At 64.3% G+C, this 14,194-nt stretch carries 16 protein-coding genes; 5 read left to right on the top strand and 11 right to left on the bottom strand.

Features of this window, described 5'->3' with window-relative positions:
- Window positions 1-38: 38 nt before the first annotated feature.
- From GGC65_RS22765 to GGC65_RS22755, 3 genes are all read right to left on the bottom strand, one after another.
- Window positions 39-686 carry a response regulator transcription factor gene (locus tag GGC65_RS22765; protein ID WP_192649243.1) on the bottom strand — a complete coding sequence of 216 codons (648 nt, stop codon included), beginning with the start codon at window positions 684-686 and terminating at the stop codon, window positions 39-41.
- Between the two features lie 271 nt (window positions 687-957).
- Window positions 958-1,383, bottom strand: coding sequence for a hypothetical protein (locus GGC65_RS22760; RefSeq protein ID WP_192649242.1), 426 nt, complete (start codon window positions 1,381-1,383; stop codon window positions 958-960).
- Window positions 1,384-1,415: 32 nt separating this feature from the next.
- Window positions 1,416-2,165, bottom strand: coding sequence for a glucose 1-dehydrogenase (locus tag GGC65_RS22755; RefSeq protein ID WP_192649241.1), 750 nt, complete (start codon window positions 2,163-2,165; stop codon window positions 1,416-1,418).
- Window positions 2,166-2,263: 98 nt separating this feature from the next.
- Between GGC65_RS22755 and GGC65_RS22750 the strand changes: the two genes are divergently transcribed.
- A complete protein-coding gene (locus tag GGC65_RS22750) occupies window positions 2,264-3,163 on the top strand; it encodes a LysR family transcriptional regulator (protein WP_192649240.1) in 900 nt (299 codons plus the stop codon).
- A gap of 5 nt (window positions 3,164-3,168) precedes the next feature.
- Here the strand turns inward: GGC65_RS22750 and GGC65_RS22745 are convergent, their stop codons facing one another.
- Window positions 3,169-5,112, bottom strand: a complete 1,944-nt coding sequence (locus GGC65_RS22745) for a ferritin-like domain-containing protein (RefSeq protein ID WP_192649239.1) — start codon at window positions 5,110-5,112, stop codon at window positions 3,169-3,171.
- Between the two features lie 272 nt (window positions 5,113-5,384).
- Here GGC65_RS22745 and GGC65_RS22740 point away from each other — a divergent pair, with 272 nt between their 5' ends.
- From GGC65_RS22740 to GGC65_RS22725, 4 genes are all read left to right on the top strand, one after another.
- On the top strand, window positions 5,385-6,836 hold the full coding sequence (locus GGC65_RS22740) for a PLP-dependent aminotransferase family protein (protein WP_192649238.1): 1,452 nt from the start codon (window positions 5,385-5,387) through the stop codon (window positions 6,834-6,836).
- 13 nt (window positions 6,837-6,849) lie between these two features.
- On the top strand, window positions 6,850-7,512 hold the full coding sequence (locus tag GGC65_RS22735; protein WP_192649237.1) for an FMN-dependent NADH-azoreductase: 663 nt from the start codon (window positions 6,850-6,852) through the stop codon (window positions 7,510-7,512).
- Between the two features lie 97 nt (window positions 7,513-7,609).
- Window positions 7,610-7,894 (top strand): GNAT family N-acetyltransferase, encoded by a 285-nt coding sequence (locus tag GGC65_RS22730; protein WP_192649236.1) that lies wholly within the window; start codon window positions 7,610-7,612, stop codon window positions 7,892-7,894.
- 10 nt (window positions 7,895-7,904) lie between these two features.
- Window positions 7,905-8,327, top strand: coding sequence for a DUF1810 family protein (locus tag GGC65_RS22725; RefSeq protein WP_192649235.1), 423 nt, complete (start codon window positions 7,905-7,907; stop codon window positions 8,325-8,327).
- A 3-nt stretch (window positions 8,328-8,330) separates the two neighbouring features.
- Here the strand turns inward: GGC65_RS22725 and GGC65_RS22720 are convergent, their stop codons facing one another.
- From GGC65_RS22720 to GGC65_RS22690, 7 genes are all read right to left on the bottom strand, one after another.
- Window positions 8,331-9,080 (bottom strand): SDR family oxidoreductase, encoded by a 750-nt coding sequence (locus GGC65_RS22720; protein ID WP_192649234.1) that lies wholly within the window; start codon window positions 9,078-9,080, stop codon window positions 8,331-8,333.
- A 91-nt stretch (window positions 9,081-9,171) separates the two neighbouring features.
- On the bottom strand, window positions 9,172-10,395 hold the full coding sequence (locus GGC65_RS22715; RefSeq protein WP_192649233.1) for a bifunctional alpha/beta hydrolase/OsmC family protein: 1,224 nt from the start codon (window positions 10,393-10,395) through the stop codon (window positions 9,172-9,174).
- Window positions 10,396-10,479: 84 nt separating this feature from the next.
- Window positions 10,480-11,064 carry a glutathione S-transferase N-terminal domain-containing protein gene (locus GGC65_RS22710; RefSeq protein WP_192649232.1) on the bottom strand — a complete coding sequence of 195 codons (585 nt, stop codon included), beginning with the start codon at window positions 11,062-11,064 and terminating at the stop codon, window positions 10,480-10,482.
- A 106-nt stretch (window positions 11,065-11,170) separates the two neighbouring features.
- The gene (locus GGC65_RS22705) at window positions 11,171-11,629 is read right to left on the bottom strand and encodes a carboxymuconolactone decarboxylase family protein (RefSeq protein WP_192649231.1); all 459 of its coding nucleotides are present in this window, start codon (window positions 11,627-11,629) and stop codon (window positions 11,171-11,173) included.
- A gap of 28 nt (window positions 11,630-11,657) precedes the next feature.
- Window positions 11,658-12,083, bottom strand: coding sequence for a hypothetical protein (locus tag GGC65_RS22700; protein WP_192649230.1), 426 nt, complete (start codon window positions 12,081-12,083; stop codon window positions 11,658-11,660).
- A gap of 30 nt (window positions 12,084-12,113) precedes the next feature.
- Complete coding sequence (locus GGC65_RS22695; protein WP_192649229.1) at window positions 12,114-12,872, bottom strand: SDR family oxidoreductase; 759 nt, start codon at window positions 12,870-12,872, stop codon at window positions 12,114-12,116.
- A 391-nt stretch (window positions 12,873-13,263) separates the two neighbouring features.
- Window positions 13,264-14,193 carry a DUF4886 domain-containing protein gene (locus tag GGC65_RS22690; protein WP_192649228.1) on the bottom strand — a complete coding sequence of 310 codons (930 nt, stop codon included), beginning with the start codon at window positions 14,191-14,193 and terminating at the stop codon, window positions 13,264-13,266.
- Window position 14,194 lies beyond the last annotated feature (1 nt).

The raw sequence follows: 14,194 nt of genomic DNA, 5'->3' as shown, positions 1-14,194 counted from the left end.
GTTACGCGGCTTATAAAGCTTTGTAACCATACCAAAGTCTAGGCTTCTCCCGTTTCGCGCAATTGCAAAGGCAATTTCTCCCACGCGCGGATCAGTTCACCGACTGTCGCGGCCTGCATTTTCTTCATGACATTGCTGCGGTGCAACTTGACCGTAATTTCCGAAATACCAAGGTCATAGGCGATTTGTTTGTTGAGCCGTCCGCGCGCTACTTCGCGCATTACTTGGCTTTCGCGCGGGGTCAGGGTCGCAAAGCGCTCGACATGTTGCTGGATGATTTTCGCATTCGCACGTTCGGCGACGTCCCGCTCGACCCCGGCGACGACCGCGTCGAGCAATGTCTGGTCGCGGACCGGCTTGGTCAGGAAATCGACCGCTCCCGCCTTCATCGCCTGCACCGACATCGGGATATCGCCGTGCCCGGTAAGGAACACGATCGGCTTGGTGACGCCCGCCGTCGTCAGATGTTGCTGGAGGTCGAGCCCGCTCGATCCCGGCATACGGACGTCGAGGACGAGGCAGCCGGCGCGTTCGAGCAATGGCGATTCGAGCAGCTCGCGCGTCGATCCATAACAACTTGCCTCGATCCCCACTGACAGCATCAGTTCGCTGATCGCGGTGCGCACCTCTTCATCATCGTCGACGATGAGAACAAGCGGCGATTCATAGCTTTCGGTCGAAATCATTGCCCCCTCCAGGGTCGCGGCACTGACAATTCAGGTACAAGGGTCCAGGCACACTCGGCCAACACCCGCACGGCGGACATAGCATCCGCCGACTTCGCGTTGCCCGACATTATCGTATCCATGGCCTGAGCGCCATATGAGCGCCGATCCTGCAAAGATTCATGGGTCATCGCCTTCGCCAATAAGGAAGCCCGCGGGTGGTCCGCCACCCCCATTCGAGGGAGCGAGATTTTCTTTCCCGCTCCCTCGTCGAGACACAGCAGGCTGGCCGTCAGGCCGCCCGCTGCCTCGGTGGCAATACCGAACCATCGATGCCACCCGGCCAAGGCGTCACCGTTTCGCCCGCAACTTGCCAGCGATCGCGCTGCTTTCGCAGCCGCAGCTCGTACATCGCGGCAGGATGATCGGGACTCATACGGCGGTAAAGAATCGCCGTTGCATGATCGTCCTGCTGCTCGACATGGAGGATGCGATGTTCGGTCGAGAGCGGCGCGTCGCCCTCATCCCGCCGCGCCTTGAATTCGGCCATCATCTCTGCACGCGCCACGCGCGTGACATGGCCATCACCACCAAGGATCAAATAGGATTCGTCGGCGGTGTAGAGCTTGTCCATGGCGTCGAGATCATAGGCGCTACCCTTGGTCACGACGTCCGAGATCAGCCGGTGGATTGCCGGATCAACGGATATTTGGGCCATTCAATCGGTCCTTTCATTGAACGAAAAGGGTTTCAAAGCAGCGCCATGCCGCCGTCGACGCGCAGGTTGATGCCGGTGACGAAGCTGCTGGCGTCGGAGGCCAGGAACAGCGCCGCACTTGCCAGTTCGCTTGGCTGGCCAAGTCGGCCGAGCGGGATCGCGCCCGCCATCATGTTGACGAACGCATCATGATCTTCGGGGGCCACGCCCAGCTTTTCGAGGATCGCCGTCTCGGTCGGTCCGGGGCTCAGCATATTCACGCGGATGCCGCGCGCCTTGAATTCGAGCGCCCAGGCGCGCGCGAAGGCGTTGATCGCGGCCTTCGTCCCGGCATAGACCGCATGGCCGTCGAGCACCTTGTCGCTGGCGAGCGAGCCGACGAGGATGATCGAGCTGCCGTCGCGCAGGACAGGCGCGATCTTCTGCACCCCGAAAAATGTACCGCGGGCGTTGATCGCGAACTGCGCGTCATATTCGGCCTCGGTCACGTCGTGCGAGGGGCTGATCGTGTTCACGCCGGCGTTCGCCATATAGATGTCGGCATGGCCGAACCGCTCGCGGACGATATCGGCGACCTGCCGATGGTGATCGGGATCGGCGACATCGCCCTGGATGCCGAGCGCGGCCGAACCGATTTCGCGCACCGCATCGTCGACGACCTGCTGGCGACGGCCGGTGATGACCACCTGCGCGCCTTCGGCGGCGAAAAGCTTTGCCGCGGCAAGCCCGATGCCGCTGTTGCCGCCGGTGATCACCGCGACCTTTCCGTTCAAACTTGTCATAACTCACCTTCCTTGTTGAGGGGAAAGCGCGATATGGCCGTTCCAGTATCTCTAATAAGACTGGACTTTGGCACATCATCTTTGCCAAAAACTATCGAATGAAAACGCGACAGGAACGAACCACCGGGCTGCTCGCCTTTGTCCGCACCGTCGAGGCCGGGTCGTTCAGCGCCGCGGCGCGGCTCGCCGGCACGACGCCCTCGGCGGTGTCGAAGAATGTCGAGCGGCTCGAAAAGCGACTTGGTGTGAAATTGTTCCTGCGCTCGACGCGGTCGCTGTCGCTGACCGTCGACGGCACGGCCTATTATGAACGCGTCGCGCCCTTGCTCCGCGCGCTCGACGACGCCGACGAGGCGCTCGAAGGTGCCGGGCGCGCGAGCGGGCTGCTGCGCGTCAGTATTCCGGCTATTTTGGGCGTGGCGCTCGTCGATGCGCTGACGCGCGATTTCGTCACCCGCTACCCCGAGATCAAGCTGGAGATCAGCATTTCCGACCGCCATGTCGATCTGGTCCGCGAGGGGTTCGACGTGGCGCTGCGCACGGGGCAGGTCGCCGACAGCGACTGGATCGTGCGTCCGTTGGGAAATCTGCCGCTCGCGCTGGTGGCGTCGCCCGCCTATCTCGACCGCGCGGGCTACCCGCAATCGATCGAAGAACTCGGGCGGGCGGCGCATATCCGTTATATGCTCGGTGCGCGGGCCTACCCCATCGCCTTTGCCAATGGCGAAATCCTGAACCCCGCAGGCGTGTTCGACAGCGATTCCGGGCAGGCGATGCGGACCGCGGCGCTGAACGGCCTCGGCATTGCGCAACTGCTGCGCTTTGCGGTCGAGGACGACATGAAAGCCGGCCGCTTGATACAGGTAATGCTCGACTATCCGCTGGCACTCGTCCCCGCCCAGGCCCTGCACGCGTTCGGACGCTTTCCGCCGCTCCGCATCCGCCTCTTCACCGACTTTGTCGCCGAAACGCTGGCCGCGCATATCGTGAAGCGCTGATGCGCTCATGTGCTGCGAAAGCCGATCCTGCGATGGCTCTCGTCGCAGAAGGGTTTGTTTTTCGACGCGCCGCAACGGCACAGGCGCGCGGTCTCGACGGTGGCTACGGTGCGTCCCGTCCCGCTGAGGATTTCGAGATTGCCGCGCACCTGCAGCGGCCCGTCGAGCTCGGGTTCGATGGCCAGCGGACCGTCGCGCACCGCGAGCTGCGGGCCCTTTTTCGTCGGTGGCTCGCCGGTCGCCTCGAAGCCGATATATTTGTGCGACTTGTCGCAAAAGGGTTTGTTCTTCGACGCACCGCAGCGGCAGAGCGTCGCGCGAAAGCCCGCCTTCTCGCCATCGATCGCGAGATCGGCGCGCACCGCATAGGGACCGTTTTCGCGCAGCGTGATCAGATTGACCGGCGGAACCGGCTCGGCATGGCCGTCGCGGCGTTCGTAGGTCAACGCACCCGAAGGGCATTGGCGGATCGTACCGCACAGATATTCGATCTCGGTCGCGTCGGGGATGATCCACGGGCCCTCGACATTGGCAAGGAAGGTCGCGGGCCCCTGAGTCACGCAAAAGCGGGCGTGGATGCACCGCTTTCCGTTGAATATCACCGCGATATCCCTGCCTTCGGCGCGATCGACCCCGTCGACCGATGTGGTGGGCGGAGCGACGAGAGTCGGTTGGACGGGCGGCGCCTGCTGCGCCGCTGGCGCGGTCACACCGGCAGGGGCATTGCGCAGGCGCGCCGCCTGCTTCGCCAATATTTGCGCGGCGCGCGCGCAACGAGGATCGGCGGGGTCCATTGCTTCCGCCGCCGCCGCCAGTTCCTCGGCGCGTTCAAGATAGACGTGCCGCGCGCTTTCTCCGGGGGGGAATGATGCCGCATCGCGGAGGGCGGTAAAGGAAACACCCGCGTTGCAATCGGGGTTCGAAGGGCCTGCCGGGAGGCGCGCAGCGCGTTCGGCAACAGCGGTAAGCGCGTGCATCAGCCCGATCGCGCAGCCGATATAGAGCGCCTTGTCGGTGTTCGGCCGCGGGAGCGCATAGGCGCCCGCAAGCAGGCGAAGCGAGAGCGCATAGATGGAGTTCGCGAGGTCGACGGCCGCAACGGCGTCTGCATCTTCCAGCCAAACCCGCCCTTCGGGCCGCGGCGGCTTGCGCAGCACGGGGTTGACCGCCGCAGGATACGCGGGCGCGAAAGCCGGATTTGTTCCCGCCAGCTGCCGCATCTCGGATTGCACCGCGACGAAACGCTGAAAATGCGAACCATCGCGATGCGACGGTGCCCCCTCGCCTTCTTCGATGATTTCGTTCAGCGCGGCGAGGGCGCTGGCGAGGTCGGTAACGAGCCTGGCGCCTCCGAAATCGACCTCCGCCGTCGACAGCTGGAGAGCCGGATCGCCGCAGAACACCACCGCCTCGCCGTGCGCATCGACAAGCGCACGCAGGTCGGCCTCGATCCGTTGGTAGAAGGCACCGATCGTCGCATAATCATAGCTTGCCGGCGTGAGGTGCGGCGCGACGATTGCGCGGGTCGAACCATTTGTGACCGCAAAGGTCGCGCCATCGGGCTCGCTCGAACCTTCGGGGCGTTCGAGAAAGATGAAATGCTGGATCACGTCGGCGCCGAAGGGTGCGAGTTTCACATTGATGCTTGCGGGCAGATAGCCCGGGTCGAGCGGGAAGTTGGTCCGGCCGAAGCGCGGCGAGCCGCCCAATGCTGCCGTGATATTCCACACCGCGACCAGATGGCTCATCTCGTCTATCGCGACGTCGAGGATCGCTCGGCGCCAGCGTGCGACTGCTTCGGCCTCCGCTTCAGCAAGCCCCTCGCCCTCGCCATCCTTCAAACTGAAGGCGGCGTAGAGATAGGTGCACATCAAATTCTGTTCGAGTTCGGCGGCTTCGTAGAGCGCGTGCAGGATCTTCTCGCGGCTTATCGCCGTTTTGCCGTCCATTTTCTTACCCTCCTGACACGATCGCGTGGTGGCCGGACAAGGGAGCAGGATAGACAGCCATCCGGCGAAGGTTAGGCGCGAGAGCTGACAAGCCGCTTGTACCAAAGCGCTCGTCCACCCGCCAAAATGCGGACGAAACTTCGTCCGGCCTAACCGGCGAGGCAACGCACCCTGACCTTTCGTATAGGTCGCCCCCGTCTCGACAGACCCGGCGTGCGGGGCATAGCCTCTGGCCCATCGAGAGCGTTTTGACAGTACCATGAGGTGACGAGATGACTGCACCATGGAACCCGGAGCTGGTCTCCTTCCAGATCGACCGCTCGCATTCGACACCGATTACCGCCCAGATTACCGCGACGCTGCGCGCAGCGATTATCGAAGGGCGGCTCCGGCCCGGAACGCGGCTTCCGTCATGGCTCGACATGGCCTCGCAGCTCGGCGTGGCGCGCGGGACGGTGAAGGCCGCCTATGAAGCACTGGCCGACGAATTGCTCGTCTTTTCAGCGGGCGCCGCCGGCACCCGCGTCGCCGAGCGCGCCGCGCCCAAGCCGGTCGAGACGAAACAGGTCGACATTCCGCGCCCCTTGCAGGATCTTGAGCGCGGCTTTTCGCTTCGTCCGCTGCCATTTCAGATGGGCGTGCCGGCGCAGGATGCCTTTCCGGCAAAATTATGGGCGCGGCTTCGCACCCGCGCGGTCCGCGCCAATGCCATGGCACCAGTCGGCCCGCCCGATCCGCGCGGCGAGCCCGAATTGCGCGCGCAGATCGCGGCGCAGCTTGCGATCACGCGTGGCATCTGCTGCCATCCCGACCAGATCATCCTCACTTCGGGCTACAAGAACGGACTTTGCCTGACCTTGATGGCGCTCGGGGTGCAAGGCCGCACCGCATGGGTCGAGGACCCCTGTTATCCTGTGGCGCGCACGGGGCTGGAAATCGCAGGCCTGAAACCGGTGCCGATCCCGGTCGATGCCAAGGGCATACGCGTCGACATGGGCGTCCGCGCCGCGCCCGACGCCGCGCTGGCCATCGTGACACCGGGCCAGCAGGCGCCGACCGGCGTCACGCTGTCGCCCGAACGCCGCACCGCGCTGCTCGCCTGGGCGGAGCGCGAAGGCGCGTGGATCATCGAGGATGATTATCTGAGCGAGCTGCAGCTCGGCGGCCGCGCGGCGCCGGCGATGGCAGCAAACGATCCGGCGGGCCGCTTGATCCATATCGGCACCTTCGGCAAGACGATCAGCCCCTCGCTGGGGCTCGGCTTCGTCGTCGCGCCGCTCGCGCTCGCCGGTCGCTTCGGCGAGGTCGCGGGCTACCTGAACCCCGCGCCCAATGTGACGACGCAGCTCGCGCTCACCGATTTCCTCGCCGACGGCCATTTCCTGCGCCATCTGCGGCATATGAAATGCCTGTACCGCGAACGCCGCGACGCGCTCCATGCCCGGCTCGATCCGAATATCGTCGTCGACGCCTTTGCCGGCCTTGCCCTCGTCGTGCATCTGCCGCGCGGCTATGACGATGTTGCATTGGCCAAACGCGCACCCGAATTCGGTATCGCGCCCTGCCCGCTGTCGGTCTGGTACGCCAATCCCGCCGAGGCGCAGCCCGGAATGGTGCTCTGCGTCACCAACCTGCGTCCGCAAATACTCGACAAGGCATGCGACATGCTCGCGACGCTGATCGACGAGGGCGCGGCGGGGCCAATTGCGGCGCAAGCAGCTTGAACGGAGAGATGCCATGAGACTGCTGCACGTTGACGCCAGCCCCAAGGGCGCGAACTCGAACTCGCGGGCGCTGTCACGCTTCTTCGTCGACCAGCTTCGCGCGCATATCCCGTCGTTGTCGATCGATTATCTCGACCTCGCATCGGAGGTTTTGCCGCCGATCACCGAATTGTTCACCGGCGCGACCTATACGCCGGAGGCCGAACGGACGCCCGAGATGCGCGACGCGCTGACCGCGTCCGATGCGTTATGCCGGCGCCTGCTGGACGCCGAGGCGCTGCTCTTTGCGATGCCGATGCACAACTGGACGATGCCCGCAGCATTCAAAGGCTTCGTCGATGCGATCGTTCGCGGCGGCTTGACCTATGTCCCGACCGAAGATGGCCGCTTTGTCGGCATGCTTGGCGGCAGGAAGACCCTGTTCGTGACCACCCGCGGCGTTGATCTGCGTCCCGGAACACCTTTTGCCGCGATGGACGCGCTGACACCCGCGCTGCGCGCCGCCTTCGGCTTCATCGGCGTCGCAAACCCCGCGTTCGTCGATGCCCAACCCCTGCAGTTCGCGCGCGAAACCGAGCGCGCCGACGCACTGACCCGCGCGAAGGAAGAACTCGCAGCGCTCGCCGAATATTGGGGGAATATCGAACCGCGGGTAATGCTGTCGCAGGCGAGCTGAACCACATAGTACAATCATATCCGCAGAGCTTGGGTCTGTCGCCGCGCGGCGGGAGGCTTAGTTTACCCGCATGTTTCTCAAACAAGGGTGAGCTGCCATGGACGCCGAAGTCATCGACAATGCCGAAAAGCGCTGTTTCGAACTCGATTTGCCAGACGGTTCGACGGCCTCTGCCTTTTACCGCGTCGACGAGGAGGGCCGGCTGGTCCTGATTCACACCGAAGTGCCGTCCGAATTCTGGGGCATGGGCATCGCGTCGCAGCTCGCCGAAGGGGCGTTTCATCTGATGCGGCAGACTGGGCGCAAGGCGATCCTGCGTTGTCAGTTCATGGTCAATTTCTTTGGCCGCCATCCCGAATTCGCCGACGTCGTTGCCGGCTAGCGAGGCCATCATGATCGACGAATATCATCTCGAACGCTTCGTGAACGCGCAGGCCGAAGCCTATGACGATGCGATAGACATCCTGCGCCGCGGCGCGATGTGCACGCCCTATATGGACTTCATCTTCCCGCGGCTGGGCCGCGAGGACGGCGAGGACGGCGCCTACGCGCTGTCATCGCTAGACGAAGCGCGCGCCTATCTGGAATTCGCGCCGCTCGGGGGCCGGTATCGCGAATCCGTCGAGACGCTCTTCCGCCTCGTGCAGACGAGCGCGCGCGAGGTGTTCGGCGATGTCGATGCGGCAAAGCTCCACGCCTCGCTCACCCTGTTTGCCGAGGCATCTAACGAGGTGCTCTTGCGCTCTGTGCTCATCACCTGGTTCGACAATATGGTCGACGAGGATACGATCGTCCGGATCAACCGCGACGCCTGACCCTCAGACGACGGCGATCCAATCGCGCAGCCAGTCGTCGAACCGCTTCGGTGCAACGCGCGGGCGGTCGCAAGTAAGCGGTTCGCCATCGAAATGCGCACCGAAGTATAGCGCGTCGGGGTCGACCGAGATCCAGCGCGGATCCTCATTGGCGGTCAGGATTTCGAGCGCGAGGTCGGAAAGACCGAAGGTGTCGGGCCCGGCAATCTCGACGACATCGTTCGCCGGCGCTTCGGTCACGAAGCCGGCCAACGCTTCGACCACGTCGTCGGCGGCGATCGGCTGCATGGTCACTGGCGCGAGCCGCATCCGGTCGCCCTCGCCGCTCGCGTCGACGATCTTGTAGACGAACTCGAAAAAGGGCGTCGAGCGGACTATCGTAAAGGGGACGCCGGCATCCAATATCCGTTCCTCCTGCCCGCGCTTGGCCTGGAAATAGCCGCCGTTCAGCGTTTCCGCACCGACCGCCGACAGCGCGATGAAATGCCCGACCGACGCCGCGCGGGCGGCAGCGAGGACATTGTCGCTCGAAGCTGCGAAGAAGCGCCGCATGTCGGCGGCGTCACCATAGCCCGAATTCGACGCATCGACGACGACGTCCGCGCCTTCGAGCGCTTCGGCCAGCCCTTCTCCGCTGATCGTGTTGACGCCGGTCGACCGTGCCGCGGCGACGACATCGTGGCCCGCATCGCGCAGACGTGCAGCGAGCCGGCGGCCGATCAGGCCGGTTCCTCCGATGATGGTGATTTTCATGACATTTCACTCCGCGATGCAATTGCCGTGTCAGCAATTTATCCCGGCGGGAGCGGTCATGGCAGAACCGAGAGCGGACAATCGCCCTGCACTAAGCGGGCGTTTCATCCTCCGGCACCAAAGGATCCTCCCATCCCGCCTCGGTCGCCTCGAAGCGCGATCCCGTCTCGAGCGTGCGATGCACCGGGCAGCGATCGGCGACGCTGATCAGCTCCGCATGCTGCGCATCGTCGAGCGTGCCTTCGATCTCGACGCGGCGGCTGAAGATGTCGGGCTTTTCTTCGCCCTTTTCCTTGCGGTGCGTCACGCCGGTGCGGATCCGGTCGACCGGCCAGCCCTTGCGGTCGGCATAGAGGCGCAAGGTCATCGTCGTGCAGGCGGCGAGCGCTGCGGACAGGAGATTGAACGGCGTCGGCCCCGAACCGAGCCCGCCGGCGCTTTCGGGCTCGTCGGCGATGAAAGCGGCCTTGCCCGCGCGCATTGCGAGCTGGAACTTGCCGAGCCGCGTCTCCTCGGCCTCGGCATCGAACTGGCTGGCCGCAGTCGGCGGGGTCGCCGGCAGGTAGCGGCTGGCCCAGGCCGATATCATGTCGGCGGCGAAATCGGCATCGCGCGCATCGGTCAGGAGATGGTCTGCGCCGTCGAGCGAGACGAAGCTCTTGGGGTGCTTTGCCGCGAGATACATGCTGGTGACATTTTCGATCCCGACCACCTGGTCGATCGGCGAATGGAGCAGCAGCAGCGGCCGCTTCAGCTTTGCGAGGCGCGCGCCCTGATCCTGTTCGCGCAGGCTGGCGACGAATTCCTTGTGGACGGTGAACGGCCGACTGCCGATCGCCACGACCCCGCTTCCCTCGCGCTCGATCGTCTTCAACCCTTCGGGATCGAACTGGTGAAGCGCATGCTCGACATCGAAGGGCGCCGCGATCGTTGCGACGGCGTGAATGCCGGGCAGCGATTCCATGGCCGCGATGACCGCTGCTCCGCCCAGGCTGTGCCCGACGAGCAGCATCGGCGGCATCCCGGCGTCGGCCATCGCGCCCGCCGCGTCGACCAGATCCTTCACATTATGGCTGAATCCCGACGCGCCAAACTCGCCTTCGCTGGCGCCCAGCCCGGTGAAGTCGAAGCGCAAGACGCCGATGCCGGCACCCGCGAGCCGGCGCGATATCCGCACCGCAGCCTTGTTATCCTTCCCGCACGTGAAGCAGTGCGCGAACAGCGCCCACGCCTTGGTCGAACCGACCGGCAGCTCGAGACGGCCCGACAGGCGGTGACCGGCGGCGTTATGAAAGTCGAAGGGGCGCGTCGGCATGAGATTCTCCGGTATCGCAGCGGCTGATCAACCCCCGCATAACAGAAAGCGCGCGGATGCAGGAGCGGCGAAGACGCCCCGCGGTTAAGCGAGCCCTTCGGCCTTGAGCGTCGCCTGCACTGCGGGCCGCGCGTTCAGCCGTTCGTGGATCGCCGCGATCGCGGGCGGAATCTCGACGCCGAAGCGTTCGGCCCAGCGCGTGTTCACGAACAAATAGAAATCGGCAACGGTCGGATGGTCGCCAAACAGATAGTCGCCCTTGATCGTGCCGCCGAACAAGCGCATCCGGCCGGTAATATAGGCGCTCGCGACCGCTTTCTGCTCGTCGGTGCCGTTGTGCCAATAGGGCTTGTAGCTCTTGTGGAACTCGGTCGAGATATAAGCCAGCGCCTCGACCAGCCGCGTGCGGCCGAGCGGGCCTTCGACGCCGAACTGCGGGTAGATGCCCGCGAGATAATCGAGAACCGCGATATTTTCGGTCAGGATTTCGCCATTGTCGAGCTCGAGCGCCGGTACATAGCCCTTGGGCGTGACCTTGTTGAAATCCCCGCCGCTCGCGGTGATTTTCGTCCGGATGTCGACGCTCTCATTCTCGAACGGGACGCTCGCTTCGTAGAGCGCGATATGGGCGGCCAGGCTGCAGGCCCAAGGGCAATAATAGAGCTTCATCGATCATCTCCTGACGGGGAGCCGCTGGGACACCGGAGGGCGGTGCCCCAGCGGCCGGGGTCGGTGCTGGACAGCAGGGTCAGCGGGTCCAGCACCCGGGGGCTGATTAGGCCGCGGCCGCCTGTTCGACCGGATGAACGGCGCGAAGGCTGATCTGGACTGTGTTCCAGAAGTTGATCGCGGCAACCGCGACCGTCAGATACGCGATCTGCTTGTCGTCGAAATGCGCCTTCAGCAGTTCGTAATCCTCGTCGGGCGCACCGGTTTCGGCGATGCCGGTCAGCGATTCCGTCCAGTTCAGCGCAGCGCGCTCGCGGTCGGTGTAGAGCGGCGATTCACGCCATGCGTCGAGCAGGTGAATGCGCATGTGGGTTTCGCCATGCTTCACCGCATCGGTGACGTGCATGTGGATGCAAAAGGCGCAGCCGTTGATCTGCGAGGCGCGGAGCTTCACCAGTTCGATCAGGCTGTGTTCGAGGCCCGAATTTTCGAAGGTCGCTTCGAGGGCGAGCATCGCCTTCATCGCGTCGGGGGCGGCCTGGAAGATATTCATACGGGGGGTCATAATTTTTCTCCTTGGTATTCTCGGCGGACTACAGAATGGCAGCGGTGCGCGAGCGCTCCTGCCGCGCGTCAGCAACGGCCCAAAGGCTGAGCAGTGCCGTCAGGATCGCGGGCAAGGTGACCGCCGGGAAATCGCGAGCGATGGCGTCCGGACCGCAAATGCCGACCGCGACTTCCCAGAAGTGGAAGAACGCGTGGCCCCAGAGCCACAGCGTCGCGGTCGTCCACAGCAGCACGCGATACTGCGGACGGAAGGCGCCGACGAGAAGCGACGTCCCCACGAACAGGAAGATCAGTCCGATGTCGCGAATGAAGTGCTGGTTGAACGGGCCGGTCGTCGTGACGCCCGGCACCGCGAGATACCAGTCGCCGGGCGACCAGAGCATGAAAAGCCCGTTCGCCTCGGCCCCGATGCCGAGGATGATGGCGGTCCAGATGCAGATCGTCTTGAGCATGATATTCTCCCCTGGAAATCGCGGTCGTGATTATTTCTTCGGCGGCGGCGGGACGTTTTCGAGCCACCAGTCGAAGCGCGTCGAGCCGAGCTTGGCGCCAGGCCCCGGGATCAGCGAGTCATCCTCGAGGCGCAGCCCGAAATAGCGCGCCTCGGGATCGATCACGATCGGGCGGGTGTCGCCGTCGAAGGCCATCACCTTTCCGATGATCTCGTCGAGATGGAATTTTTCGGGGCCGCCGATCTCGACCATGCCGTTCGCGGGCGCGGCGAGCGCGACCGCGGTCACCGCATCGGCGACATCCTCCGCCGCCATCGGCTGGATATAGGCGTGCGACAGGTGAACCTCATCGCCGACGACCGCCGACTGGCCGATGCCGCGGAGGAATTCCATGAACTGCGTCGCATGAATGATCGTGTAGGGAATGCCGCTTTCGCGGATCAGCTTTTCCTGTGCCTGCTTGGCAAGGAAATAGGGGCTGACCGCCATTTTTTCGGTCCCGACGACCGACAGCGCGATATGATGGCCGACGCCCGCAGCCTTTTCGGCCGCGGCGACATTCTGGCCCGCCGTCTTGAAGAAATCGATGGCCGCCTCGTCAAAGGTCGGCGAGTTCGCGAGATCGACGACGACCTCGGCGCCCGTCAGGACTTCGGCCAATCCCTCGCCGGTCAGCGTATTCACGCCGGTGTTCGGCGCGGCGGCGACCGCCTGATGTCCCTGCGCATTGAGTTTGCTGACGACTTTCGAACCGATAAGCCCGGTTCCGCCGATCACGACGATTTTCATGGCACTTGCCCTTTCCCTGCGACGACGCGGGTTGCGTCCGTTGCGTTGGGCTTAGCCAGTTGGCCCCGCGAGCTGCAGACCTGAGAGGTGCGAAAGCCACTGTACCATCCGGTTTTTTGGTACCGTTGGTACAATCAGGCGGTCAAATCTCGAACCTTACCAACGCACAAGCCCCGGACGTACAAGGCCTCATCGAGACGGATCGTGCTCCCTCCCCCTCCCTGCGCGGTTCGTCTCGACCGCATCGGCTGATGCTGCGAACTTCGTGGAGCCGTGTTAATCGGACGCGACAGAGATGATGAACGCAGGAGTTTTTCCGGTTTCTTCCTGCGGCCAACGAATTGGCAGGCGAGCATCCTACCTGTCCGGCTCCCTTTTTCCCGAAGCCCGATTATCCGTTTGCGAGCGTGTCGCGCGCGACGCGTTGCAGCGCTGCGGCCTGCGCATCCGAAAGCCCCAACTCATCGGCGCCCTTCTCCTTCGCGCCGAGCGTCGTCGGATCGATGCCGGTAATCGCGCCGAAGGTCACGAGCGCCGAGAGATAGTAGCCCGCGACGCTCGCGTGATAATGGTCGTACGCCCACAGATCGAGCTGGCCATAGCCGATCCCGTCATAGGGATTGGGGTCCGCGACGCCCGTCGTCATCGCGCGGTTCCAGGCCTGGCCGACCGGCACGATACCCGCCACGGACGGAGTGGCGGATCGTGCGCGGTCGGCCGCGGCGCGAAGGTCATCGGCCATCGACGTCACCGGCTTTCCGTACCAAGGACCCTCGGATTTGTAGATTTGATCGGCGCGCGACCAAGTCGCGGCGAGGCGGATGTCGACCGCTGGATTGCGCGCCTTGAACAGCGACGCCAGCCGGCCGACATTGCGCATATAGTCCGTCGGATCGCCGGGCTTCGCGCGGTCGAGCGTGCTGAATTCCTGCAGCACGACGATGTCCCACGCCCTGTCGAACAGCTGGCGCCGCTCGTCGTAATGGAAGCCCAATGACTTGCCGCCCTGCGTTTCGAGGCTCACCCGATAATCGAGACCCGCCTGCTCAGCGAAGAGTTTGAACAGTGCGGGCACGCCGCCGTAGCCGGCATTGTTGAGGTCGGTGACCGACCCCGCGCGCCAGTTGCGGGCGGCCGAATGGGCACCCTGCGTGAAGCTGTTGCCGATGAACAGGATCGTCTTCGGCGCCGCCTTCGTTGGGGCGGAGGGGGTCGCGCCGGCGGCGGTCGGCGCGGGCGCGCTCTCCTTTGCCGTTGCCGCCGGCGCGACGGCGAGCGCGGCAGCGCCGATCAGGAACCAGATGCCGTGCCCGTATTTCATA

Origin of the sequence: Sphingopyxis sp. OAS728 (genome assembly GCF_014873485.1) — a bacterium.
Lineage (GTDB): Bacteria > Pseudomonadota > Alphaproteobacteria > Sphingomonadales > Sphingomonadaceae > Sphingopyxis.
Note: the sequence above shows the minus strand (reverse complement) of the source record. Positions and strands in the feature narration are given on the sequence as shown.

Bases quoted from the DNA above. Each gene is read 5' to 3' on its own strand.
- GGC65_RS22765 (WP_192649243.1), bottom strand. From the start codon at position 686: ATGATTTCGACCGAAAGCTATGAATCGCCGCTTGTTCTCATCGTCGAC.
- GGC65_RS22760 (WP_192649242.1), bottom strand. From the start codon at position 1,383: ATGGCCCAAATATCCGTTGATCCGGCAATCCACCGGCTGATCTCGGAC.
- GGC65_RS22755 (WP_192649241.1), bottom strand. From the start codon at position 2,165: ATGACAAGTTTGAACGGAAAGGTCGCGGTGATCACCGGCGGCAACAGC.
- GGC65_RS22750 (WP_192649240.1), top strand. From the start codon at position 2,264: ATGAAAACGCGACAGGAACGAACCACCGGGCTGCTCGCCTTTGTCCGC.
- GGC65_RS22745 (WP_192649239.1), bottom strand. From the start codon at position 5,112: ATGGACGGCAAAACGGCGATAAGCCGCGAGAAGATCCTGCACGCGCTC.
- GGC65_RS22740 (WP_192649238.1), top strand. From the start codon at position 5,385: ATGACTGCACCATGGAACCCGGAGCTGGTCTCCTTCCAGATCGACCGC.
- GGC65_RS22735 (WP_192649237.1), top strand. From the start codon at position 6,850: ATGAGACTGCTGCACGTTGACGCCAGCCCCAAGGGCGCGAACTCGAAC.
- GGC65_RS22730 (WP_192649236.1), top strand. From the start codon at position 7,610: ATGGACGCCGAAGTCATCGACAATGCCGAAAAGCGCTGTTTCGAACTC.
- GGC65_RS22725 (WP_192649235.1), top strand. From the start codon at position 7,905: ATGATCGACGAATATCATCTCGAACGCTTCGTGAACGCGCAGGCCGAA.
- GGC65_RS22720 (WP_192649234.1), bottom strand. From the start codon at position 9,080: ATGAAAATCACCATCATCGGAGGAACCGGCCTGATCGGCCGCCGGCTC.
- GGC65_RS22715 (WP_192649233.1), bottom strand. From the start codon at position 10,395: ATGCCGACGCGCCCCTTCGACTTTCATAACGCCGCCGGTCACCGCCTG.
- GGC65_RS22710 (WP_192649232.1), bottom strand. From the start codon at position 11,064: ATGAAGCTCTATTATTGCCCTTGGGCCTGCAGCCTGGCCGCCCATATC.
- GGC65_RS22705 (WP_192649231.1), bottom strand. From the start codon at position 11,629: ATGACCCCCCGTATGAATATCTTCCAGGCCGCCCCCGACGCGATGAAG.
- GGC65_RS22700 (WP_192649230.1), bottom strand. From the start codon at position 12,083: ATGCTCAAGACGATCTGCATCTGGACCGCCATCATCCTCGGCATCGGG.
- GGC65_RS22695 (WP_192649229.1), bottom strand. From the start codon at position 12,872: ATGAAAATCGTCGTGATCGGCGGAACCGGGCTTATCGGTTCGAAAGTC.
- GGC65_RS22690 (WP_192649228.1), bottom strand. From the start codon at position 14,193: ATGAAATACGGGCACGGCATCTGGTTCCTGATCGGCGCTGCCGCGCTC.